This window comes from Humibacillus xanthopallidus, assembly GCF_006716675.1.
In the GTDB taxonomy this organism is placed as follows: domain Bacteria; phylum Actinomycetota; class Actinomycetes; order Actinomycetales; family Dermatophilaceae; genus Humibacillus; species Humibacillus xanthopallidus_B.
In genome coordinates this window covers 926630-948825 of the sequence record NZ_VFPM01000001.1, presented here as the reverse complement: position 1 = coordinate 948825, position 22196 = coordinate 926630, and the positions used below count along the sequence as shown (strand labels likewise).

Here is a 22196-nt window from a genome sequence, read left to right as displayed (position 1 = left end):
CCGCCGGGTCGGGTGGGCGCGTGCGGCGTTCTCGGCACTCCGGCTCGCCCAGCGCACGCGCCAGGGCGGCGGGGGTCTGCAGGTCAGAGCAGGGTGACGCCGTCTCCCAGACGCAGCACGAGAGGCAGGTGGACCTGGGCGCCTCGCTCGGCGAGCGTGCGGCCTTCCGCGCTCAGGGAGGCCCGCGCATCGCAGCGGCCCGCGTGCACGGCCGTGAGGCGTCCGCCGACCACGGCGACCACGAGCCCCTTGACCTCGAGCTCGAGGGCGAGCTCGAAGTGGACGGTCGTCACGCGGATCCCCTCGACGAAGAGCTCGACGTAGGGCTCCTGGGCCCACCTCACCTGATGCGTCGCGACCTCGACGAGCTCGCGGGTGTGCGGGCTCTGTGCGGTGCGGTGTGCAGCGGCGCGGAGCGTGGCGTGGGTCCGCCAGCCCTTGACGACGACGTCGCCCAGGTCCACGGCGAGCAGTCCGCTCGCGACCTGGCTGAGCTCGCGCACGGCAGCGACGCGCGTCGTCGCCGCGAACGATGTCAGGGCCGACCCGAGGACGTCTGCCACCCCATCGGAGGCGAGGGCGTGGGTCAGCGCCGTGACCGCGTCGTCGTCGCTGCCGAAGAGCATGGTGCGGACACCGAGGGGTTCGGTGAGGTCGGTCGTGGTCATGACGTCACTTCCTTCAGGTCGGACGAGGCAGGTGGGCACTGGGCGGCGAGGCGAACGGTCCTGCTCCTACGGCCGCCATCGGTGTCGCGCACGACGAGGACGGGCATGGTGCCGGGGTGGCCCACAGCCCAGACCTGCGCGCCGGGTGGCGAGTCGTCCGCCCGGTCGCCCGGGACTCGCCGCACCGGACGGCCCCGGGAACCCAGCACGAGCCCAGCGAGGACGACCAGGGCGATCACGGCCAGGAGCAGACCGAGCTCGGAGTGCTGCCGGACCCAGGCGATCGGCCCGGTCTCGACGGGTTGGGCAACCGGCGGCTCGACGGCGTGGGGGCCCGCGCCGATCGGCGGTCCGGGCGCCACCCCCGTGGACCCGGAGCGGTGTGACGTGCCCCCCTGTCCCGTCCCTGCGCGCTTCGTCGTGGAGCCCGAGCTCGACTGTGTCGTCGTCGCCGTCACCGTTGGCAGCACGGTGACCGACGCCCGACCCTTCCTCTCGCCGCTCACCGCGATCCTGGGGGCGTCCTTCGGGGTGTCGCTCTGGGCGTCGAGGACGAGGGTGTTGCGCGCGTAGGTCAGCTGCCACGTGATGGTGTGCCGACCGACGGCGACGTCCTTCGGCATGGTGAAGCGGATCGACCATGCCCCGCCTGACTCCTGGCAGTCCGGTAGCGGCACGCCCTCGAGCTGGGCCGAACAGCCGGTGATGCCCCCCAGGCTGTCGTCCGCGGAGAAGCCGAGGGTCACCGTCCCGTCAGCGTGTGTCGAGCCGGGGATGACGGACACCGAGAACGTGGGTGTCGGTGCGTCAGGGGAGAGGACGGTGAACGTCGCGGTGCCGTTGGCATGGTGCTTCTCCTCGCCTCGCTCGTAGACGACGCTCCATTCGACGGGTGTGCTGCCTGCAGAGGCGCCCCGGGGGACGGTGAACGGCAGAGACCAATCCGTGTCCGAGGCGGCGCAGTCGCTGAAGGGGACGCCCGCGATGAGCAGGCTGCACGTCGTGATCGTCGTCTTCGGGTCGAGCGGTCTGAACGTCGCGACGACCTGGTCGCCGGGCCGACCAGACGTGCGGTCGAGCGAGAACGAGACGTGGGCGGGGTCCACCGGGTCCAGCACCGTGAAGTCCACGAAGTCCTTGAGCGGGCCGGCCCCCAGGTACGAGTCCGGCGTCGAGAAGTACGTGAGCGCCCACGCGATCGTCGTCGTGGCCGGCCTGGCATCTGGGGGGAGGGTGAAGTGCACCGACCAGGCGCCGCCGGAGCCCGTGCACTCCGGCAGCGCCCGCCCGTCGAGCGTGGCTCCGCAGCTGAGGATGAAGAGGTTCTCGTTGAGCGCGGTGAACGAGACCGTGACGTCCTGTCCGGGCTCGGCCGCCGTGGGAGTCACGGACACGGCGAACAGCGACGCAGCCCCCGGGCCTGAGCGGGGTGCTGCGAGCGCGCCTGCTCCGGGTGTCGCGAGAAGGCCGGCCAGGAGGAGGACCGCGGCCGCGCAGCACGCTGACCGGAACCATCCGGTGGGTCGGGTGCGGCGCTCCGGCATGCTCGCTCCTCAGGACGAACCAACGCTCTCCTGACGGAGCGCCTCCCGGGCGCCCGTGATACGTCTGTGCGCCGAAGCCGAGCCGGCACCGCACGGCCACGCGTGTTCCTCCGGATGGCCCTGCCGGACGGGTGAGGGGACCGCGGGTGTCAGGAGAGCTGGCGCAGCACCCCGTCGGCGATGTCGGCGAGGTGGTCGAGGTCTGACAGGTCGAGGACCTGGAGGTACAGCCGCTGCGCACCGACCTCGGTGAAGGCGCCGATCCGGTCGACGACCTCGTCGGCGGACCCGGCGAGCCCGTTCGCGCGCAGCTCGTCGACCTCGCGGCCGATGGCAGCCGCACGCCGGGCCAGCGTGGCGTCGTCGTTGCCCAGGCAGACCACCTGGGCTGCCGACAGGGTCAGCGACGCCGGGTCCCGTCCGGCGTCGCCGGCCACCTCGCGAACCCGTTCGAAGAGCCGGCCCGAGTCGGCAGCCGACGCGAAGGCGGCATTGAACTCGGCGGCATACCGGACCGCGAGAGCGGGGGTGCGGCGCTTGCCCCCGCCGCCGATGATGATGGGCACGCCGCCCTCCTGGACCGGCTTCGCGAGCGCGGGGGAGTCGACCACCGGGTAGTGGGCACCGTTGTGGCTGAAGGTTTCTCCCGGCTTCGTCTCCCAAAGCCCGGTGATGACGGCAAGCTGCTCCTCGAGGCGGTCGAAGCGCTCGCCGAGCGGCGGGAAGGGGATGCCGTATGCCGTGTGCTCGGCTTCGAACCAGCCCGCGCCGAGGCCGAGCTCGACGCGTCCGCCGCTCATCTGGTCGACGCCGGCTACCTGGACGGCCAGCGGACCCGGGTAGCGGAAGGTGGCCGACGTGACCAGCGTTCCGAGTCGGATCGTCGAGGTCTCACGGGCGAGCCCGGCGAGGGTGGTCCAGGCGTCGGTCGGGCCGGCGCCGCCGTCGCCGCCCATGTGCAGGTAGTGGTCGGAGCGGAAGAAGCCGTCGAAGCCGAGGTCCTCGGCTGCGCGGGCGACCGCGAGCAGGTCGTCGTACGTCGCGCCCTGCTGGGGCTCGGTGAAGATGCGCAGGTCCATGGCGCCCATCCTGCCGGAGGCCTCAGTCTGCGACGATCCCGTCGACGACGACGTCGAGCATGGGGGTGACGTCGAGGTCGGTGCAGCTGGAGTCGGCGACCGTCGCGACCCCGCTCACGAGGCGCATGACGTTGACGGGGTCGACGGAGGGACGCAGCTCGCCGCGCGCCTCGAGGTGGTCGATGACCCGCCGGTTGGCATCGGCCATGACCTGGCACTTGCGATACATCGGCGAGGCAGGGTCGTCCATGGCGGCCGCGATCTTGCTCGCGGCGCCGCGGTGCAGCGTGATGTGCTCGATGAAGTGCTCGAACCAGTCGGAGAGCATCTCGCGCGCGGGCAGGTCGGTGGCGATCGCGGCGTCGGCATCGGCCGAGACGCGGTCGGTCCAATCCTGCATGAGGGCGTCGACGAGGGCCTCACGCGTGGGGAAGTGGCGGTAGAGAGTGCCCGGACCCACGCCGGCACGCCTCGCGATCTCGTCGAGCGACGCGTCCGTGCCGCGCTCGGTGAAGACGATGCGGGCCGTCGAGAGGATCTTGTCGTAGTTGCGGCGAGCGTCAGCACGCATCGGGCGAGCCGGCCTCTGACGGGCCACCTCGGGGGCAGCCGCTGCCGAATCTTTTTGAGCAGCAACGGATCCCGGGGACGACGCGGACGTCGCCAGGGCATCCGCCTCGGCCACGGCCTTGGCAACCTCGGGGGGCGTCACAGAAAAGCTCCTTGCAAAAGCGGAGACAGTCTCCGTATAGTCGGGGATGCAGAACCGGAGTGGCTCTCCGTTAATCGTACAGCCGACCGTCGTCACAGAGGAGTCCGGCAGCCATGACCACCACGATCCGCCCCACCCGACAGGCCCTGCGCGTCCACATGTCGCACCTCGCGACGACGCACCGCGCCCCCCTCGTGCCGCGCCACCCGGCCTCCGCCGGCTCGCGCCCCACGTCCTTCATCCCGATGTCCCGCGAGCCGCTCGCCGACGAGACGCCGCGCCACCACGCCCAGCACGACGAACACTGAGGCACCAGATGTCGATCAGCACCACCTCGGCTACGGCCACCGCAGCCCCCATCGCAACCGCAACCCCCACTGCACCAGTCACGACCGCCACCGCCCCGGGCGGGGCCGCACGCAGGTCGGCCATCGGCCTCGGGGTCGTCCTCGTCGCGCAGCTCATGCTCGTGCTCGACGCGACCGTCGTGAACGTCGCGCTCCCGCACATCCAGACCGACCTCGGCTTCACCCCCGCAGGCCTGTCCTGGGTGCTCAACGCCTACACCCTCGCCTTCGGCGGCCTGCTGCTCCTCGGCGGTCGCCTCGGGGACGTCTTCGGGCGCCTGCGCAGCTTCGAGATCGGGCTCGCGGTGTTCACCGTCGCGAGCCTCCTCGGGGGCCTCGCGACGACGCCCGCCTGGCTCATCGCCGCGCGGACCCTCCAGGGCGTCGGGGCGGCGCTCGCCGCACCGAGCGTGCTCGCGCTCGTCACGACGAGCGCGCCGAACGAGGCCGCCCGCAACCGCGGCCTCGCCCTCTTCACCGCCGTGTCGTCGGCCGGCGCCTCCATCGGCCTGCTGCTCGGGGGCGCGCTCACCGACTTCGTCAGCTGGCACTGGACGCTCTTCGTCAACGTGCCGATCGGCGCCGTCGTGCTCGTCCTCGCACGCCGCTTCGTCACCGAGACGCCGCGTGTGCGGGTGCGCTTCGATGTCGTCGGCGCGGTCACCGCGACGCTCGGCTCCGTCTCGGTCGTCCACGGCTTCATCAGCGCCGCCGACCGCGGCTGGAGCTCGCCGATCACCCTCGCGTCGTTCGCCGTCGGGCTGCTCCTGCTCGCACTCTTCGTGCGCGCCGAGGGCCGGGTCGCCGCGCCGCTGCTGCCCCTCGGGCTCGTCCGGGAGCGCTCGCGGGCCGGGGCGCTCGTGCTCATGGCGCTCGTCGTCGGGGCGCAGTTCTCGACGTTCTTCCTCGTGACCCAGTACCTCCAGCTCGTCCTCGGCTTCAGCCCGGTCGCGACGGGGGCTGCGTTCCTCCCGCTCAGCCTCGCGATCTTCGCGACCTCACGCGTCAGCGCACGCCTCGTCGCTCTCGTCGGGCCCCGCCCGCTGCTGCTCGTCGGCACCCTCGGGCTCACCGCGAGCTTCGTGTGGCTGAGCAGCATCACGACGACGAGCACGTATGCCGCCCACCTCCTCGGCGCCCTCGTGCTCAACGGCGTCTCAGCGGCGCTCGTCTTCATGCCGGTCACCGTCATCGTCCTCGGCGGGGTCGACCGCGCCCAGGCGGGGACCGTCTCGGGCCTGCTCCAGACGGCGCAGCAGCTGGGCGGCGCCGTGGGTCTGGCCGCGATCGTGAGCGTCTATGCGTCCCAGTCGGTTCCGGGCCAGTTCGTCCCCGGTGTCGAGCCTGCCTTCCTCACCTCGGCAGGCTTCACGCTGACGGCCCTGATCGTCGCAGCGGTCGTCCTGCGTCCGCGTCGTCGGTCGGCGGACGAGGCAGTCGCGGCTCGGCCAGATCAGTCTGCAGATCAGTCGGCATCCGGTGTCGCCCTGGCAGCAGTGGACGCCGACTGATCCGCCGCGTGATCGACCGGCCGGATCAGTCTGCTGATCAGACTGCGGATCAGTCTGCGGGTGATGTCGTTCCCGACTGGTCCCGAGCGCTGTCCGGCACGGCTCGCGCGGTTGCCTGACCCGGCGCGAGAAGCACCGGAGCCCCGTCACCACTCGAGGTGACGGGGCTCCGTGCGTGCGGCAGGGCGGCATACCTGCCCGGATGGGTCTGGCGGGTCAGTGGCCCTCGGGCATCGCCCAGCGGGAGGTCGAGGTGCCCTGCTCCTTGGCGCGCGCGAACGCCTCGCCGATGATCTTCTCGGCGTCGGCACGGTCGCCCCACTCGGAGGCGTCGACGTGCTTGCCCGGCTCGAGGTCCTTGTAGCGCTCGAAGAAGTGCTGGATCTCGCCGCGGACGAACTCGCTCACGTCGCCGAGGTCGCGCACGTCCGCCCAGCGCGGGTCGACGGGCACGCACAGCACCTTGTCGTCACCGCCGGCCTCGTCGGTCATGTGGAAGATGGCGACGGGCCGAGCCTTGACGACGACGCCCGGGAAGACGGGCTCGGGCAGCAGGACGAGGGCATCGAGCGGGTCGCCGTCCTCACCGAGGGAGTCCTCGATGTAGCCGTAGTCCGCCGGGTAGGCCATCGGGGTGAAGAGGTAGCGGTCGAGCCGGATGCGACCGGTCTCGTGGTCGACCTCGTACTTGTTGCGCTGTCCGCGCGGGATCTCGATGGTGACGTCGAACTCCACGTCTGTCCCTTCTCGGGTGCTTCAGGTGATTCGGGTGGCTACGGCCGACTCTGCGCGACGCTCTCGGCCTCGTCTGCGCGGCGCGCGTGCGGGTGCACATGGCCACGGCTGACAGAATCGTCCGCGACAGTGTGGCAGCAACGAGCGGCCTCGCGCGAAACAACGATGGACGGGGGTGGGCATGACGTCGTCGCCGAACGACCCCGGCCCCCCGGTCCGCGGGCTCACCTACACGATGGCCACGATCCTCTCGGTCGTCACCATCCTGCTGGGGTATGCCGTCCTCGACGTCGCCGACGCCGCCCCCGGTGTGCTGACGCTGACCGCCCCACCACCGCCCGCGCCCACGGAGACCCCCGGCACCCGCACGCTGCCCGTCGTGGCCCAGCCGACACCGTCGACGTCGGTGGGGGAGCCGCTGCCCCCGCTCGCGGGCGACGCCGAGGCGCCCACCGCGGAGGGCGTTACGCGGGCCCTGCGGCCGGTCGTGGCCTTGCCGGCCCTGACCGACTCGGCGCTCGTCGTGCGCGACGGTCAGAGCGGTGAGGTGCTCTTCGACGCCGACGGCTCCGAGCTGCGCATCCCGGCCTCGACGACCAAGCTGCTCTCGGCGGCCGCGGTCGGCCAGGCCTTCGCGCCGGATGCCACGCTCCAGACCGTCGTGCAGCGCGGCGCGGGCAGCGACGAGATCGTGCTCGTGGCCGGTGGCGACTCCCTCATCGATCCCGGCAAGGGCGACCCCGAGGCCGTCGCCGGCCGGGCCGGCCTTGCCGACCTCTCCGACCAAGTGGCCGCGGTGCTCGAGAAGGCGGGCCAGCGCTCCGTCACCCTGCGGGTCGACGAGAGCTACGCCTACGGTCCCGGGGTGGCGCCCACGTGGGACGCGAGCTTCCGGCCGTCGGGCATCACAGGGGCGGTGGCGATGCTCGGGCTCTCCAGCCAACGGGCCACCGGGGGCCGGGTGGGGCCGGCCGACCCGGTCGCCGCCGTGCGCGACCTGTTCTCCCGCCAGCTCGAGCGACGGGGGATCGACGTCAGACTCGCACCTCGCGGCACGCCGTCAGTAGCGACGCCGACGGCGCCAGCATCGTCATCGACCCCCTCGGCCACGGCCAGCCCGGGCACCCCGGCGCCCACTCCGGCCACCGCGCCCACCCCGGCGCCCACCGCCGGCCCCGGCTCGGTGCTGGGCCGCATCGTGTCGGCTCCGGTCCGTGACCAGCTCGCCCTCGCCCTCACCGACTCCGACAACGCCCTCACCGAGATCCTCGCCCGGCAGGCCTCCTTCCGGTCCGGCGGCGGCACGACCTTCGCCGACACCGGCGCCTGGGTGGTCTCGCAGGTCGCCGCCCTCGGGATCGACACGACGGGTGTCGTCCTGCGCGACGCGAGCGGTCTCTCCCGCGAGAACCGTGTGCGTGCCGACCTGCTCACCCGCATCCTCGTGCTCGGCTACGACGGCAAGCACGCGGTGCTGCGCCGGGCCCTCGACGGCCTGCCCATCGGCGGCCTCACCGGCACGCTCGACGACCGCTTCACGGGAGCCGACTCCGACGCGGCGGGCCGGGCCCGGGCCAAGACCGGCACCCTGACGGGCGCGAACGCCCTTGCGGGCAGCGTCGTCGACGACGACGGGCGGCTGCTCGTCTTCGCGGGTATGGTCGCCGGCGCGGGAACCACCGAGGCACGCGCCGCGTTGGACCGTTTTGTAGCGACTCTCGCCGCGTGCGGGTGTCGCTGAGCGAGCGCCGGCAGCATGCGGCACGACCGAAGCACCAGACCGAAGCACCAGATCCACGACAGAGCCGTCAGGACCCATGAGGGCACCGGGAGGACTGGCATGACCGACACGACCGTCACCACCGACACGGGGGCGAGCGACGGTTCGCGCGGCGGTCCCGTGGCCTACGTCGACTACGCCTTCGCCAAGCGCACCGGCCGCACCATCGTCAGCCCCGGCCCCCAGGTCTCAAGCGCCGAGGCCGCCGAGATCGTGGCAGACCTGCGCGCGGCTGCCGCCGGGGCGGTCGGCCCGGTCGCCGAGACGAGCCGGCTGCACGCCCCGGACGACGCGCCGGCGGTGCTCGTCGTCGACCGGGCGGGCTGGATCGACGCCAACGTCGACTCGTTCAAGGCGATGCTCGACCCCGTCGTCGACAAGCTCAACACCCGCAAGAAGGGCCAGGCGCCCAGCGCGACCGCGTCGGCCATCGGCGGCAAGGTGACCGGCGCCGAGATGGGAGGCCTGCTCGCGTTCTTCTCGAGCAAGGTGCTCGGGCAGTACGACCTCGCCCCGGGCGGCACCCCGCGTCTGCTGCTCGTAGCCCCCAACATCGTCGCGACCGAGCGTCGTCTCGAGGTCGACCCCACCGACTTCCGGCGGTGGGTCGCGATGCACGAGGAGACGCACCGCGTGCAGTTCACCGCCGTGCCCTGGCTGCGCGACCACATGGTGGGGCGCACCCAGAGCCTCGCCGTCGACCTCGCCCCGACACCCGAGGACCTCACCAGGCGCTTCGAGCAGCTGACGAAGAACCTCCCCGAGGTCTTCTCCTCCGGTGAGGGCATCGGGCAGATCCTCGCAACCCCGGAGCAGAAGGCCCGGATCGCCGAGATCACCGCCGTCATGTCGCTCCTCGAGGGCCACGCCGACGTCGTCATGGACGACGTGGGACCCAAGATCATTCCGAGCGTCGACGAGATCCGCCGCAAGTTCGAGCAGCGCCGCAACGGCGCCGTCGGCGTCGACCGACTCCTGCGCAAGCTGCTCGGCCTCGAGGCCAAGATGCGGCAGTACCGCGACGGCGCGATCTTCGTGCGGGCCGTCATGGACCAGGTGGGCCGTGACGGCTTCAACGCCGTGTGGACCTCGCCGGAGACCCTCCCTCGGCCCGCCGAGATCGTGGAGCCGGCCGCCTGGGTGCGCCGCGTCCACGGCGGGGCGGACTTCCTCCGATGAGTGGTCCCGACCCAGCCGTCGCGGCCACCCGGCTGGCCGTGCGCCATCACCTCGCAGACCTCCCGGCCCGCGCCACCGTCCTCGTCGCCTGCTCGGGAGGCCCCGACTCGGTCGCGCTGGCTGCGGCGCTCGCGTTCGAAGGTGATCGGGCAGGCATCCGCGCCGGTGCGGTCATCGTCGACCACGGCCTGCAACCGGGCTCCGACGACGTCGCGCAGTCGGCTGCGGCGCTCTGCCGAGAGATGGGGCTCGACCCCGTCGAGGTCGTGCGCGCCGACGTGCGTCAGACCGGCGCCGGCCTCGAGGCCGATGCCCGCAGCGCCCGCTACGCCGCGATCGAGGCCGTCGCCGACCGGTTGCAGGCCGTTGCCATCCTCGTCGGCCACACGCGCGACGATCAGGCGGAGCAGGTGCTCCTCGGCCTCTCCCGCGGCTCCGGCGCGCGCTCCCTCAGCGGTATGCCGGTGCGCCGGGACCGCTACATCCGCCCGCTCCTCGCCCTCCCGCGCGCGACGACGCTCGCGGCCTGCGCGGCATACGGCATCGAGCCGTGGAACGACCCGCACAACAGCGACGACTCCTTCCGCCGGGTGCGGGCCCGGCGGCTGCTCGCGACGCTCGAGTCCGAGCTCGGCCCGGGCTTCGCTGCGGCACTGGCACGCTCGGCGGACCTGCTGCGCGAGGACGCCGACCACCTCGAGACCCTCGCGATCCGGGCGAGGGCCCAGCTGCCCGAGGCGGCCGGCGACCCCGGCGTCGACCTCGAGGCCCTCGCGGCGCTGCCCCGCGCGATCCGCACCCGGGTCTGGCGCCTCCTCGCCGCCGAGGCGGGCGCACCCCTGGCCGACGTCAGCGCCGCGCACGTCGAGTCGCTCGACGCGCTCCTGACGTCGTGGCACGGTCAGGGCCCGCTGCACGTGCCGGGTGGCATCGCCGTGGCGCGCACCGGCCGAGAGATCCGTTTCACCTTGCTGCGAGAGACCGCCAGCGCCTGAGCGCCCGAGGGTGCTGTTGAATGGTCTGGCACCGCCCGCCGGGGCTCTTCGACGCCCCGGCGGGCCTGCCACCTCACCCGCCACTGCACCACCACACGGAGGAGTCCTCGTGGACCACACCGACATGGGAGACGACCTCGCGACGGTCCTGCTGACGGAGGAGCAGATCCAGACGCGACTCGGCGAGCTGGCGACCGACATCTGGCGCGACTACGAGGGCAAGGACCTCCTGCTCGTCGGCGTGCTCAAGGGGGCCGTCGTCGTCATGGCCGACCTCATGCGGGCCCTGCCCGGCACCGCCCCGATGGACTGGATGGCGGTCTCGTCCTACGGCTCGGGCACGAAGAGCTCGGGTGTCGTGCGCATCCTCAAGGACCTCGACACCGACATCTCGGGTCGCCACGTCCTCATCGTCGAGGACATCATCGACTCCGGCCTCACGCTCTCGTGGATCAAGGCCAACCTCGAGTCGCGCAGCCCCGCCTCGGTGGAGATCTGCACGCTCCTGCGCAAGCCCGACGTCGTCAAGGTCGACATCCCCGTGCGCTACGTCGGCTTCGACATCCCCAACGAGTTCGTCGTCGGCTACGGCCTCGACTACGCCGAGCAGTACCGCAACCTGCGCTGTGTCGGCACCCTCGCCCCCCACGTCTACTCCTGAGGCCCGCGCGTGACCTTCTCCATCGTCGCCCGGCAGGGTGAGGCCTACGGCGTCGCCGTCGCGAGCAAGTTCCTCGCGGTCGGCGCCGTCGTGCCGGCTGCCCGCATCGGCGTCGGCGCCGTCGCGACCCAGTCCTTCGCCCGGGTCGCCTACCTCGACGAGCTGCTCGGGCGCCTCGCCGCGGGCGAGGCCGCCGACGCGGCGCTGGCAGCGGCCACGGCGCTCGACGACGGCCGGCAGACCCGTCAGGTCGGAGTCGTCGGCGTCGGCAGCGCGGCGAGCTTCACGGGCTCGGAGTGCAACGCCTGGGCGGGCGGCGTCGCGCGCGACGAGGGCGACACGGCATACGCCATCCAGGGCAACATCCTCACCGGGCCCGAGGTGGTCGAGGCGATGGAGCGTGCGTGGCACGCGTCAGCGGGCCAGTCGCTCCCGCAGCGCCTCCACGCCGCGCTCGTCGCGGGTGACGAGGCCGGCGGCGACTCCCGGGGGCGCCAGAGCGCCTCGATGTATGCCGTCGAGCCGGGGTCCGGCTACGACGCCAGCGGGGTGCTTGCCGACCTGCGCGTCGACGACCACGCCGCCCCCGTGACCGAGCTCGGCCGCCTGCTGTCGGAGTGGGAGATGTACTTCGGTGCGCCCGAGGACGTGCAGCCGCTCGAGGGTGATCTCGCGGACGAGGTGCGCTCGGGCCTGGCCCGCCTGGGCTTCAGCGGCGACGACCTCGCGACGGCGCTGGCCGACTGGGCGGGCAACGCCAACTACGAGGCGCGGCTGAGCCCCGAGGGCATCGACCGCCGGGTGCTCGAGGCGTTGCGCGCCGCCACCGCCTGAGGGGCAGGCCCGGGCCGCCTGTCGCCCGCCGCCGGTCGCTCGGACCAGTTCGTCACGCGAGCGCGACATGCGGAACACTGGTAGAACGCCGGACGTTGTGCCGGTGGATCAACTCACCGGACGAGCAGGAGGACCGGGGCCGTCGGCCTCGCACGTACATGGACGCCAAACGGATACTGCGCACGCCACTGTTGTGGATCATGGTCCTCATCAGCGCGCTCGTCTTCGGCATGCTGTTCTCCGAGTCCGGGCCGCCGCGGATCGACACCTCCGCCGCGATGCAGCAGATCACGAGCGGCAACGTCGAGTCGGCCAAGCTGCTCAACAACGAGAAGATGGAGCTCACGCTCATCAAGCCCTACACGTCGCCGGACGGCAGCGTGAAGGACGCGAAGTCGGTCTACGCCTTCTACGTCGACGCGCGCGGCCAGGAGGTCGTCGACGCGCTCAACGCCAAGCCCCCGACGAAGGGGGTCGACGACCAGATCGACCAGCAGAGCTGGGTCGGCTCGCTCCTCTTCTCGATCCTGCCGATCATCATCATCCTCGGCCTCTTCTGGTTCCTCATGGGCCAGATGCAGGGCGGCGGCAACCGGGTCATGCAGTTCGGCAAGTCCCGCGCCAAGCTCGCCACCAAGGACACCCCGAAGGTCACCTTCGCCGACGTCGCCGGCTGCGACGAGGCGATCGAGGAGCTCACCGAGATCAAGGAGTTCCTCCAGGAGCCCGCGAGGTTCCTCGCCGTGGGCGCCAAGATCCCCAAGGGCGTGCTGCTCTACGGCCAGCCCGGCACCGGCAAGACGCTGCTGGCCCGCGCCGTCGCCGGTGAGGCGGGCGTCCCGTTCTACTCGATCTCGGGCTCGGACTTCGTCGAGATGTTCGTCGGTGTCGGCGCGAGCCGCGTCCGCGACCTCTTCGAGCAGGCCAAGGCCAACGCGCCCGCCATCGTCTTCGTCGACGAGATCGACGCCGTCGGCCGTCACCGCGGCGCCGGCATGGGCGGCGGTCACGACGAGCGGGAGCAGACCCTCAACCAGCTGCTCGTCGAGATGGACGGCTTCGACGTCAAGACCAACGTCATCCTCATCGCGGCGACCAACCGCCCCGACATCCTCGACCCGGCCCTGCTGCGTCCGGGCCGCTTCGACCGCCAGATCGCCGTCGACGCCCCCGACATGCTCGGTCGCAACCAGATCCTTCAGGTGCACGCACAGGGCAAGCCGATGGCCCCCGACGTCGACCTGCTCGCCGTCGCCCGCCGCACGCCCGGCTTCACCGGTGCCGACCTCGCCAACGTGCTCAACGAGGCCGCGCTGCTCACGGCACGCAGCGACAAGAAGATCATCGACAACCACTCGCTCGACGAGGCGATCGACCGCGTCATCGCCGGGCCGCAGAAGCGCACCCGCATCATGTCGGCCAAGGAGCGCAAGATCACGGCCTACCACGAGGGTGGTCACGCGCTCGTCGCCGCGTCGCTCAACCACACCGACCCGGTGACGAAGGTGACGATCCTGCCGCGCGGCCGCGCGCTCGGCTACACGATGGTCATGCCCGTCGACGACAAGTACTCCACGACGCGCAACGAGATCCTCGACCAGCTCGCCTACGCCCTGGGCGGCCGCGTCGCCGAGGAGATCGTCTTCCATGAGCCCACGACGGGCGCGAGCAACGACATCGAGAAGGCCACCGGCATGGCCCGCAAGATGGTCACGGAGTTCGGCATGTCCGAGCGCATCGGTGCCATCAAGCTCGGTCAGGGCACCGGCGAGGTCTTCCTCGGCCGTGACATGGGCCACCAGCGCGACTACTCCGAGGAGATCGCGCGCATCGTCGACGAGGAGGTGCGCGCCCTCATCGAGGCCGCCCACGACGAGGCCTACCGGGCGATCAACGCCAACCGCGACGTCCTCGACAAGCTCGTCCTCGAGCTGCTCGAGCGCGAGACGCTCAACCAGGCCGAGCTCGCCCAGATCTTCACCGACGTCGTCCGGGTGCCGGAGCGTCCGACGTGGCTCTCGTCGCAGGACCGTGTGCCGAGCGACCGCCCGCCGGTGCTGACGAGCGGCGAGATCGCCGCGCGCAACGGCCAGAACGGGCAGAACGGGCAGAACGGCCAGTACGGCCACCTGCCGCCGCCGGTTGCCCCCGATCGCGAGATCGAGGAGAAGATCGACGAGGCGGCCTCCGTCGGGGCGCACCCGCTCGCCGACGAGCACCCCCCTCAGCAGATCATCGAGGTTCCGGACGACCGACCCGTCAACCCGGGCGAGAAGAGCTGATCGATGGCGATCGACCAGGCGCGGGCCGAGGCGGCCGTGCGCGAGCTGCTGCTGGCCATCGGTGAGGACCCCGCGCGTGAGGGGCTGCTCGACACCCCGGCCCGCGTGGCCCGCTCCTACTCCGAGATCTTCGCCGGTCTCGACATGGACGCCGCCGACGTCCTGGGGACGACCTTCATGATCGACCACCAGGAGCTCGTCATCGTGCGGGACATCGAGCTCTACAGCACGTGCGAGCACCACCTCGTGCCCTTCCACGGGGTGGCGCACGTCGGCTACATCCCGAGCCAGGACGGGAGGGTCACGGGCCTGTCCAAGCTGGCTCGCCTCGTCGAGGTCTACGCTCGCCGGCCCCAGGTGCAGGAGCGGCTCACGTCGCAGGTCGCCGACGCCCTTGTCGAGCACCTCGACGTGCAGGGCGTCATCGTCGTCGTCCAGGCCGAGCACCTCTGCATGTCGATGCGCGGCATCCGCAAGCCGGGTGCGAGCACCATCACCTCGGCCGTGCGGGGCCAGCTGCGTGACCCGGCCACTCGAGCAGAGGCCATGGCGCTCATGCTCGAGGGCAACAAGTGACCGCCGGCACCCGACTCGCGACAGTATGGCGCCCATGACAGCGTCAACCCCCCGGGCGCGCGCCACCGTCGACGCGGCGTCCCTGCTCGGTGTCAGCGACCGCACGCTCGTCATGGGCGTCGTCAACGTCACCCCCGACTCCTTCTCCGACGGCGGCGAGTGGTTCGAGCCTGACGCCGCCCTCGCGCACGGCCTCGAGGTGCTCGCTGCGGGCGCCGACATCGTCGACGTCGGCGGCGAGTCGACGCGGCCCGGGGCCGACCGGCCCTCCGTGGCCGAGGAGCTGCGCCGCGTCCTGCCCGTCGTGCGCGGACTCGCTGCCGAAGGAGCGGTCGTGTCGATCGACACGATGCGCGCCGAGGTGGCCCTCGAGGCGGTCGCGGCCGGCGCGGCGCTCGTCAACGACGTGTCCGGGGGTCTCGCCGACCCCGAGATGGTGCCTGCGGTCGCGGCCGCCGGCGTCCCCTACATCGCCATGCACTGGCGCGGGCACAGCACCGAGATGCAGTCGCGGGCCGTCTACGACGACGTCGTCGAGGACGTATGCCGCGAGCTGGCCTCCCGCCGTGACGCCCTCCTGGGTGCCGGGCTGGCCGAGGACCTCCTCGTGCTCGACCCGGGCCTCGGCTTCGCCAAGCACGCCGAGCACAACTGGGCCCTTCTCGCGGCGCTGCCCGTGCTGCACGACCTCGGCCACCCGATCCTGCTCGGGGCCTCGCGCAAGACCTTCCTCGGCAGGCTCGGCCGGGCCGAGGGGGAGGCGCCCCGGCCGGCCGCGGAGCGAGACCCCGAGACCGCGGCGACGTCCGTCATGGCCGCGATGGCGGGCCTGTGGTGCGTGCGCGTGCACGACGTGGAGACCACCGTGCGAGCCCTGTCGGTCGTCCAGGCCGCCCTCGAGCACGCGCCCGACCACGAACACGACGACGACCACGACGACCACCACGACGACCACCACGACGACCACCACGACGACCACCACGACGACCACCACGACGGCGACCTCGGCTGATGGCCGATCGCATCGTCCTGCAGGGCGTCTCCGCCCGCGGCCACCACGGCGTGCTCGCGTTCGAGAAGCGTGACGGCCAGACCTTCGTCGTCGACGTGACGATGACCTGCGACCTCGAGCGGGCCGGCCGCACCGACGACCTTGCCGCCACGGTCAACTACGCCGAGGTCGCAGCCGATGTCGTCGCGCGCGTCACGGGTCCGTCGTTCGACCTCATCGAGCGTCTCGCCGAGGTCATCGCGGACGACGTCCTGCGCCACGACCTCGTCGAGGTCGTCGAGGTCGTCGTGCACAAGCCGGAGGCGCCGGTCGGCCAGCCCTTCACCGACGTGCAGGTGCGGCTCGAGCGGCCGGGTGGGGCCGCGGTCGTCATCGCCCTCGGCTCCAACCTCGGTGACCGCGGCGAGACGCTCGCCGCCGCGGTCGTGGCCCTGCGCGAGGTGCCGGGTCTCACCGTGACGACCGTGTCCGCGATCGTCGAGACCGACCCCGTCGGGGGTCCCGAGCAGCCTCCCTACCTCAACGCCGTGGCCGTGGGCCGCTCGACCCTGCCGCCCGACGCGCTGCTCGGCGAGCTGCACCGCATCGAGGCCGCACACGGTCGAACGCGAGAGATCCACTGGGGCGCGAGGACTCTCGACCTCGACCTCATCCAGTTCGGCAACCCGGGCGGTCCCCGAGAGGTCGTCAGTGACGACCCGAGGCTCACCCTTCCGCACCCTCGGGCTGCCGAGCGTGCCTTCGTGCTCGCGCCGTGGCTCGACGCCGACCCGAAGGCCACGTTGCGCGTGGCACCGGGGGACGGCGGCATACGCCCGGTGGCCGAGCTGCTCGACGCCGTCTCGCCCGACCTCGACGCGGCGGGTGTGCGACCCGGCCCCGGATGGGAGCACCCGTGACACCACACACCGGCATCCGTGCGACGACGCTCGTCATCGCCGGGTTGGTCTCGATGGGACTCTCGTGGCTGCTGCTGCGCTGGGTCACCTCGGGCGGCGCCGAGATGCCCCCGCCCGGCTGGATCGCGATCGCTGTGATGGTCTTCCTCGGGGCGGGACTGCTCGTCGCGGGGTGGCAGGTGCGCAAGGTCCGTGACGGCCGCTCCGACGGCACCGTGTCACCGCTGCGAGCAGCCCGCACCCTCGTGCTCGCCCAGGCCGCGGCGCTGACCGGCTCGGTGCTCGTGGGGTGGTATGTCGCCAACGTCCTCGTGCTGCTGCCCAACGCCGACGTGCAGTCGCAGCGCGACCGGATCACGCCGTTCGTGCTGCATGCGCTCGTCGCGCTGCTGCTCGCCGCGTGCGGCATGGTCGTGCAGTGGTGGTGCCGCCTGCGACCACGCGACGACGAGGACGTCGAACCCCCCGCCTGAAACCCCCGCCTCCACGCGCGTGGGGTAGTGGGGGCTGGACGAGCGTCAGGTGGTGCCGACCTGCGTCTCGGCTCCGGTGGTGACCGTTGTCGTCGGCGTCGGTTGCGAGGGTGGACGCGGCGGACCGTCGGGTGTCGTCGTGCGCGTCGGCCACGGCGGCGGGACGGTGTCGACCGTGTCCTGGTCGGAGCAGGCCGCTGCGAGCGTGATGGTGGTGGTGATGAGCGTGACCGCGGCCGCGCGCACCCAGGTCGCGCGCGTCACTTGTCGACGTCCCCGACGACGAAGAACATCGAGCCGAGGATCGCGACCATGTCGGCGATGAGCTGGCCGGGCAGCATCTCGGAGAGCACCGAGACGTTGTTGAACGACGCCGAGCGCAGCTTGAGGCGCCACGGCGTCTTCTCCCCGCGCGAGACGAGGTAGTAGCCGTTGAAGCCGAGGGGGTTCTCGGTGGCGCAGTAGATCTCGCCCTCCGGCACCTTGAGCACCTTCGGCAGCTTGACGTTGATCGGGCCCTGCGGCAGCTGCACGAGACGGTCGAGGCAGGCCTCGGCGAGGTCGAGCGCGACGTGGGTCTGCTCGATGAGCACCTCGAGCCGGGCGAGGCAGTCGCCGGCGGTGCGGGTGACGACCCGTCCGGGCCCCTTCTCGCCGAAGAGCTCGCCGTAAGCGAGGTAGGGGGCGTCACGGCGCAGGTCGACGTCGAGCCCGCTCGCCCGGGCGATCGGCCCCGAGACGCCGTAGGCCATCGCTCGGTCGCGGGGGAGCACACCGACACCGCGGGTGCGCCCCTCGAGGATCTCGTTGCCGACGATGAGGCGCTCGAGGTCGGGCATCCGGGCGCGCACGTTGGCGATCGCCTTGTCGACCCGGCCCATCCAGCCGGCCGGCAGGTCCTCCTTGAGGCCGCCGACGCGGTTGAACATGTAGTGCATGCGCCCGCCCGACACCTCCTCCATGACCGCCTGGAGCTCCTCGCGCTCGCGGAAGGCGTGGAAGACGGGCGTGATCGCGCCGAGCTCGAGCGGGTAGGAGCCGAGGAACATCAGGTGGCTCAGCACCCGGTTGATCTCGGCGAGCGCCGTGCGCGCCCAGACGGCGCGCTCGGGCACCTCCATGCCGAGCATCTGCTCGACCCCGAGGACGACGCCGAGCTCGTTGGAGAAGGCGCTCAACCAGTCGTGCCGGTTGGCGAGCACGAGGATCTGGCGGTAGTCGCGCACCTCGAAGAGCTTCTCGGCCCCGCGGTGCATGTAGCCGATGATTGGCTCGGCGCTGACGATCCGCTCGCCGTCGACGACGATCTGCAGGCGCAGCACGCCGTGGGTCGCCGGGTGCTGCGGGCCGATGTTGAGCACCATGTCGGCGGTCGCGAGGCCGCCCGCGCCGACGCCCACGGTGAGCGCCCGACGCTCGCGCGACGACGCCGCGGTGGTCTCCGTCATGGCCCCGAGCCTACGGCCCCCGCCGCTGCGGTATGCCGTGTGGCCCGTCTCGGCGTCACGCGTCGCTCCCGGTCGGGCAGAGTGTGAGGGGTGAGCGCCTCGTTCGACCTGTCCGATCCCGCCTTCGTCGCCGACCCCTATCCCGCCCTGGCGGCGGCCCGCGCCGACGGGGCCGTCCAGTGGCACGACGGGCTCGGGCTCTGGGTGGCGACCACCCACGCTGCGGCGAACGACGTGCTGCGCGACCGCCGCCTCGGGCGGATCTTCCGTCCGCGGGGGACCGGGGACGACGACCCGTGGACGGTCTTCGACTGGTTGCACGCCGACTCGATCCTCGACTCGGAGCCGCCGAAGCACACGCGGTTGCGCCGCCTCGTCGCCGGAGCGTTCAACAAGGGCCACGTGGAGCGACTGCGGCCCCGGGTCGAGCAGATCGCGGCCGAGCTGCTCGACCGCGTCGAGAGCAGCCTCGCGCAGCCGGTGGAGGGGCGACCGAGCGGCGGCGCAGGGCAGGTGGACCTCATCGAGGCGTATGCCGAGCCGCTGCCCGTGCTCGTCATCTGCGAGCTGCTCGGCGCGCCCACCTCCGACTGGAAGCTGCTCCGCGACTGGTCGCAGGCCATCGTGACGATGTACGAGGTCGCGCCGACCCCACCCGCGCAGGAGGAGGCGCAGCGAGCGAGTGCCGAGTTCGCGGCATACGTCGACGGGCTCGCGGCGGAGCGGGCCGCCCACCCCGGTGACGACCTGCTGACCTCGCTCGTGCTGGAGCGCGACGGCGGCGACCGGCTCTCCCGCCGCGAGCTCGTCGCGACCGTCGTGCTGCTGCTCAACGCGGGGCACGAAGCGAGCGTCAACGGCTTCGGCAACGGGGTGGCGTCACTGCTCGGCGAGGCCGACGAGCTGACGCGGGTGCTGGCACGGCTCGACGACGACCGGGCGGTCGCGGCCCTCGTCGAGGAGATGCTCCGGCACGACTCGCCGCTGCACTTCTTCGAGCGCACGGCGACGCGCGACGTCGAGCTGCACGGCGTGACCGTCCGCGCGGGCGAGAAGGTCGCCGCCCTGCTCGGCGCCGCCAACCGCGACCCGGCGCTCTTCGACGAGCCCGACCGCTTCCGCGCCGATCGTGAGCCCAACCCGCACCTCGCCTTCGGTGCCGGCATCCACTTCTGCCTCGGCGCCCCGCTCGCACGGATGGAGCTGCAGATCTCGGTGCGGGCGCTGCTCCGGCGCCTCGGCCGGCTCGAGGTGGTCGAGGCGCGGCGGCGACCGACCTTCGTGCTGCGCGGCTTCGAGAGTCTCGTGGTGCGTGCGGCCCCACAGCGCGCTCTGGGGGAGGAGGGTGGAGGTCATGAGTGAGCTGACCCCCTACATCTGCGTCGCCGACTCCCGCGCCGCGATCGAGTGGTATCGCGAGCACCTCGGTGCGGAGGTCACCTACGAGCCGATCGTCATGCCCGACGGCCAGGTGGGCCACTGCGAGCTCGCCGTCGACGGCGCCCGCTGGATGATGTCCGACGCCTTCGAGTCGGCTGGTGTGGCGCCTCCCGACCGCTCACGCGGCAACGCCGTCACGCTGCACCTCACCGTCGCCGACGTCGACGCGGTCTGCGACCGCGTGCGACAGGGCGGGGCCGAGGTCGACCGCGAGCCCGAGGACAACCCCCCGGTGGGTCGGGTCGCGGTCTTCCACGACCCGTTCGGGCATCGCTGGTTCCTCAACCAGCCGCTGCCGTAGGGGGCTGCGGGGTGCCGACGGCTCAGGGTCGGTCGGACGACTGGCTGCGCAGGGCGACGAAGCCGCCGATCCCCAGCAGCACGAGGGTGCCCACGATCGTCAGGAGCACGGCGGCGAGCGGGAACGACGAGCTGTCGTCGGCCGGGTTCGCCACCTGCTGGACGGCGGTGCCGGGCTTCGCCGTCGAGCCGTCGAGGCCGGTCGTCGCGACGAAGGCGAACGAGCCGGTCACCGGGTGCCCGTCGTCGGAGGTGACGCGGTAGGTCACCGTGTAGCTGCCCGCCGGTGCGCTCGGCGCGATCGCCTGGGTGACCACGCGGCCGTCGATCGTCGGCGCCCCCTGCTGCATCGCGCCCGACGGCCCGGTGACGACGACCTGGGTGCCGATCGAGAGGGGCGCCTCGGTGAAGGTGAGGGTCACGCTCTGCGGCATCCGCTGCACGGTCGAGCCGGCGGCCGGGGAGGTGCTCTCGAGCACGTCGTGGGCGCTCGCGGTCAGCGGCGTGCCGAGGAGCACGACGGCGAGGACGGCGAGGACCGAGAGCACGCGAGCCATGGCCCTCAGGCTACGTCCCCGCCCGGGGCTCGCTTCACCGCCCACCAGAAGTCGCCGAAGCCGCCCGGCCGGATGAGCTCGGCCTCCGCGGCCGCTCGCTCGAGGGCGCGCAGGTAGCCGAGCGGGTCCGTCGCCGCGAGCGCGTGCGGCGGCGTGCGCCCGCGCACCCCGAGGTCGCGCAGCACGTCGCGCTGGCGCCCGACGTCGTCCGCGTCGAGGGTGTCGATCGCCACGTGCGCCGTGAGGTCCATCGTGCCGTCGGGCACCGGCTCGGTCCGCACACCGCGGCGGTATGCCGTGAGCGTCCCCGCGCCCGGACGCTCGCGCGCGACGTGGGCGTAGTCGACGGCGACGAGCAGCCCGGTCCCGACCCGCGACACGAGGTCGGCCCAGGCCTCGTCGCGGGTGCGACCGACCTCGAGGCGCTCGCCGGGGGTCGTGGTGGGCCAGTGCCGGTCGGCCCAGTGGCGGTCAGCGGGGTCGAGGGGAGCCCCGAGCGACTCGGCACCGGTGACCGGGTCGACGAGCACGACACGCGTCTCGCCGTCCGGGTCGACCTCGGCGACCGTGCACGGCACGACGTCGAGCCACTCGTGCGCGATGACGAGGGCGTCGTGCAGGCCGGTGAGCTCGGCGGGGAGCGCCGCGCCCCCGGGCGAGCGGAGCCAGTCGATGCGCTCGTCGAGCCCGGCCGGCCGCGCCACGACGTCGACGGCCACCACCCGAGTCGCGGGGAGTCCGCGCCCGGCCTCCCCCTCCAGTCGAGTGCCCAGTTCCCCACGGTCGGGGGTGTCCGGAAGTGGGCACTCGTCGGGGGGGTCGTCAGCGTGGGGTCGAGTGCCCAGTTCCCCACGGTCGGGGGTGTCCGGAAGTGGGCACTCGTCGGGGTGGTGGGGTCGAGCTTCCTCGAGCGAGGTGAGGGCCGTCAGGAGGTGGGTGGCGAGCTCACCGCGGCCCGCGCCGACGTCGACGACGACCGCAGGCGCCTGCTCGTGCTCGCGGAGCCAGAGCCGGAGCAGGGACTCGGCGAGGACCGCCCCGGTCACCCCGTGGGTCGCCGTCGTGAAGTGCTCGGCCGGCCCGCCGCGGGTGACGTAGAAACCCCTCCCTGCGGCATACAGCGCGTCGTGCCAGGCCTCGCGCCACGGAAGGGCATCCACGCCC

Annotated in this window: 23 protein-coding genes; 14 read left to right on the top strand and 9 right to left on the bottom strand. The window is 72.4% G+C overall.

Features of this window, described 5'->3' with window-relative positions; all coding sequences use genetic code 11:
- Positions 1 to 83 precede the first annotated feature (83 nt).
- The 4 genes from FBY41_RS04040 to FBY41_RS04025 all read right to left on the bottom strand — a co-directional run bounded on the left by FBY41_RS04040 (position 84) and on the right by FBY41_RS04025 (position 3862).
- Entirely contained in the window at positions 84 to 668 is a 585-nt protein-coding gene (locus FBY41_RS04040) for a hypothetical protein (protein ID WP_141842087.1), read from the bottom strand.
- Entirely contained in the window at positions 665 to 2212 is a 1548-nt protein-coding gene (locus FBY41_RS04035; protein ID WP_141842086.1) for a hypothetical protein, read from the bottom strand. The genes FBY41_RS04040 and FBY41_RS04035 overlap by 4 nt, the downstream gene beginning before the upstream one ends.
- A gap of 149 nt (positions 2213 to 2361) precedes the next feature.
- Complete coding sequence (locus tag FBY41_RS04030; protein WP_141842085.1) at positions 2362 to 3291, bottom strand: LLM class F420-dependent oxidoreductase; 930 nt, start codon at positions 3289 to 3291, stop codon at positions 2362 to 2364.
- Between the two features lie 22 nt (positions 3292 to 3313).
- Positions 3314 to 3862: a TetR/AcrR family transcriptional regulator gene (locus FBY41_RS04025; protein ID WP_141842084.1), complete on the bottom strand. Its 549-nt coding sequence runs from the start codon at positions 3860 to 3862 to the stop codon at positions 3314 to 3316.
- Positions 3863 to 4116: 254 nt separating this feature from the next.
- Between FBY41_RS04025 and FBY41_RS04020 the strand changes: the two genes are divergently transcribed.
- Both FBY41_RS04020 and FBY41_RS04015 read left to right on the top strand, forming a co-directional pair.
- Complete coding sequence (locus tag FBY41_RS04020; protein WP_141842083.1) at positions 4117 to 4311, top strand: hypothetical protein; 195 nt, start codon at positions 4117 to 4119, stop codon at positions 4309 to 4311.
- 8 nt (positions 4312 to 4319) lie between these two features.
- On the top strand, positions 4320 to 5861 hold the full coding sequence (locus tag FBY41_RS04015) for an MFS transporter (RefSeq protein WP_185748877.1): 1542 nt from the start codon (positions 4320 to 4322) through the stop codon (positions 5859 to 5861).
- Positions 5862 to 6077: 216 nt separating this feature from the next.
- Here FBY41_RS04015 and FBY41_RS04010 read toward each other — a convergent pair whose 3' ends face one another.
- A complete protein-coding gene (locus FBY41_RS04010) occupies positions 6078 to 6596 on the bottom strand; it encodes an inorganic diphosphatase (protein ID WP_141842082.1) in 519 nt (172 codons plus the stop codon).
- 181 nt (positions 6597 to 6777) lie between these two features.
- Here FBY41_RS04010 and FBY41_RS04005 point away from each other — a divergent pair, with 181 nt between their 5' ends.
- From FBY41_RS04005 to FBY41_RS03960, 10 genes are all read left to right on the top strand, one after another.
- Complete coding sequence (locus FBY41_RS04005) at positions 6778 to 8337, top strand: D-alanyl-D-alanine carboxypeptidase/D-alanyl-D-alanine-endopeptidase (protein WP_141842081.1); 1560 nt, start codon at positions 6778 to 6780, stop codon at positions 8335 to 8337.
- Between the two features lie 99 nt (positions 8338 to 8436).
- A complete protein-coding gene (locus FBY41_RS04000; protein ID WP_141842080.1) occupies positions 8437 to 9555 on the top strand; it encodes a zinc-dependent metalloprotease in 1119 nt (372 codons plus the stop codon).
- The gene (gene tilS / locus FBY41_RS03995; RefSeq protein WP_141842079.1) at positions 9552 to 10550 is read left to right on the top strand and encodes a tRNA lysidine(34) synthetase TilS; all 999 of its coding nucleotides are present in this window, start codon (positions 9552 to 9554) and stop codon (positions 10548 to 10550) included. Before FBY41_RS04000 ends, tilS begins: the two co-directional genes overlap by 4 nt.
- Before the next feature lie 109 nt (positions 10551 to 10659).
- Positions 10660 to 11211 (top strand): hypoxanthine phosphoribosyltransferase, encoded by a 552-nt coding sequence (gene hpt / locus FBY41_RS03990; protein ID WP_141842078.1) that lies wholly within the window; start codon positions 10660 to 10662, stop codon positions 11209 to 11211.
- 9 nt (positions 11212 to 11220) lie between these two features.
- Positions 11221 to 12045, top strand: coding sequence for a DUF1028 domain-containing protein (locus tag FBY41_RS03985; RefSeq protein WP_141842077.1), 825 nt, complete (start codon positions 11221 to 11223; stop codon positions 12043 to 12045).
- 158 nt (positions 12046 to 12203) lie between these two features.
- Positions 12204 to 14327, top strand: a complete 2124-nt coding sequence (gene ftsH / locus FBY41_RS03980) for an ATP-dependent zinc metalloprotease FtsH (RefSeq protein ID WP_141842076.1) — start codon at positions 12204 to 12206, stop codon at positions 14325 to 14327.
- A gap of 3 nt (positions 14328 to 14330) precedes the next feature.
- Positions 14331 to 14903, top strand: coding sequence for a GTP cyclohydrolase I FolE (gene folE / locus FBY41_RS03975; protein ID WP_141842075.1), 573 nt, complete (start codon positions 14331 to 14333; stop codon positions 14901 to 14903).
- Positions 14904 to 14937: 34 nt separating this feature from the next.
- Entirely contained in the window at positions 14938 to 15915 is a 978-nt protein-coding gene (gene folP, locus FBY41_RS03970) for a dihydropteroate synthase (protein WP_141842074.1), read from the top strand.
- Positions 15915 to 16814: a 2-amino-4-hydroxy-6-hydroxymethyldihydropteridine diphosphokinase gene (gene folK / locus FBY41_RS03965; protein ID WP_141842073.1), complete on the top strand. Its 900-nt coding sequence runs from the start codon at positions 15915 to 15917 to the stop codon at positions 16812 to 16814. The genes folP and folK overlap by 1 nt, the downstream gene beginning before the upstream one ends.
- On the top strand, positions 16811 to 17287 hold the full coding sequence (locus tag FBY41_RS03960) for a DUF3180 domain-containing protein (protein ID WP_141842072.1): 477 nt from the start codon (positions 16811 to 16813) through the stop codon (positions 17285 to 17287). The genes folK and FBY41_RS03960 overlap by 4 nt, the downstream gene beginning before the upstream one ends.
- 45 nt (positions 17288 to 17332) lie before the next feature.
- On the opposite strand, the gene FBY41_RS03955 is transcribed toward FBY41_RS03960, so the two are convergent.
- A complete protein-coding gene (locus FBY41_RS03955) occupies positions 17333 to 17551 on the bottom strand; it encodes a hypothetical protein (RefSeq protein WP_141842071.1) in 219 nt (72 codons plus the stop codon).
- Positions 17548 to 18735, bottom strand: a complete 1188-nt coding sequence (locus FBY41_RS03950; RefSeq protein ID WP_141842070.1) for an NADH-quinone oxidoreductase subunit D — start codon at positions 18733 to 18735, stop codon at positions 17548 to 17550. The genes FBY41_RS03955 and FBY41_RS03950 overlap by 4 nt, the downstream gene beginning before the upstream one ends.
- A gap of 90 nt (positions 18736 to 18825) precedes the next feature.
- Between FBY41_RS03950 and FBY41_RS03945 the strand changes: the two genes are divergently transcribed.
- Entirely contained in the window at positions 18826 to 20097 is a 1272-nt protein-coding gene (locus FBY41_RS03945; RefSeq protein WP_141842069.1) for a cytochrome P450, read from the top strand.
- Positions 20090 to 20476: a VOC family protein gene (locus FBY41_RS03940; RefSeq protein ID WP_141842068.1), complete on the top strand. Its 387-nt coding sequence runs from the start codon at positions 20090 to 20092 to the stop codon at positions 20474 to 20476. The genes FBY41_RS03945 and FBY41_RS03940 overlap by 8 nt, the downstream gene beginning before the upstream one ends.
- A 22-nt stretch (positions 20477 to 20498) precedes the next feature.
- On the opposite strand, the gene FBY41_RS03935 is transcribed toward FBY41_RS03940, so the two are convergent.
- Both FBY41_RS03935 and FBY41_RS03930 read right to left on the bottom strand, forming a co-directional pair.
- Positions 20499 to 21032, bottom strand: a complete 534-nt coding sequence (locus tag FBY41_RS03935; protein WP_141842067.1) for a copper resistance CopC family protein — start codon at positions 21030 to 21032, stop codon at positions 20499 to 20501.
- Positions 21033 to 21037: 5 nt separating this feature from the next.
- Positions 21038 to 22192, bottom strand: coding sequence for an SAM-dependent methyltransferase (locus tag FBY41_RS03930; RefSeq protein WP_260439543.1), 1155 nt, complete (start codon positions 22190 to 22192; stop codon positions 21038 to 21040).
- Positions 22193 to 22196 lie beyond the last annotated feature (4 nt).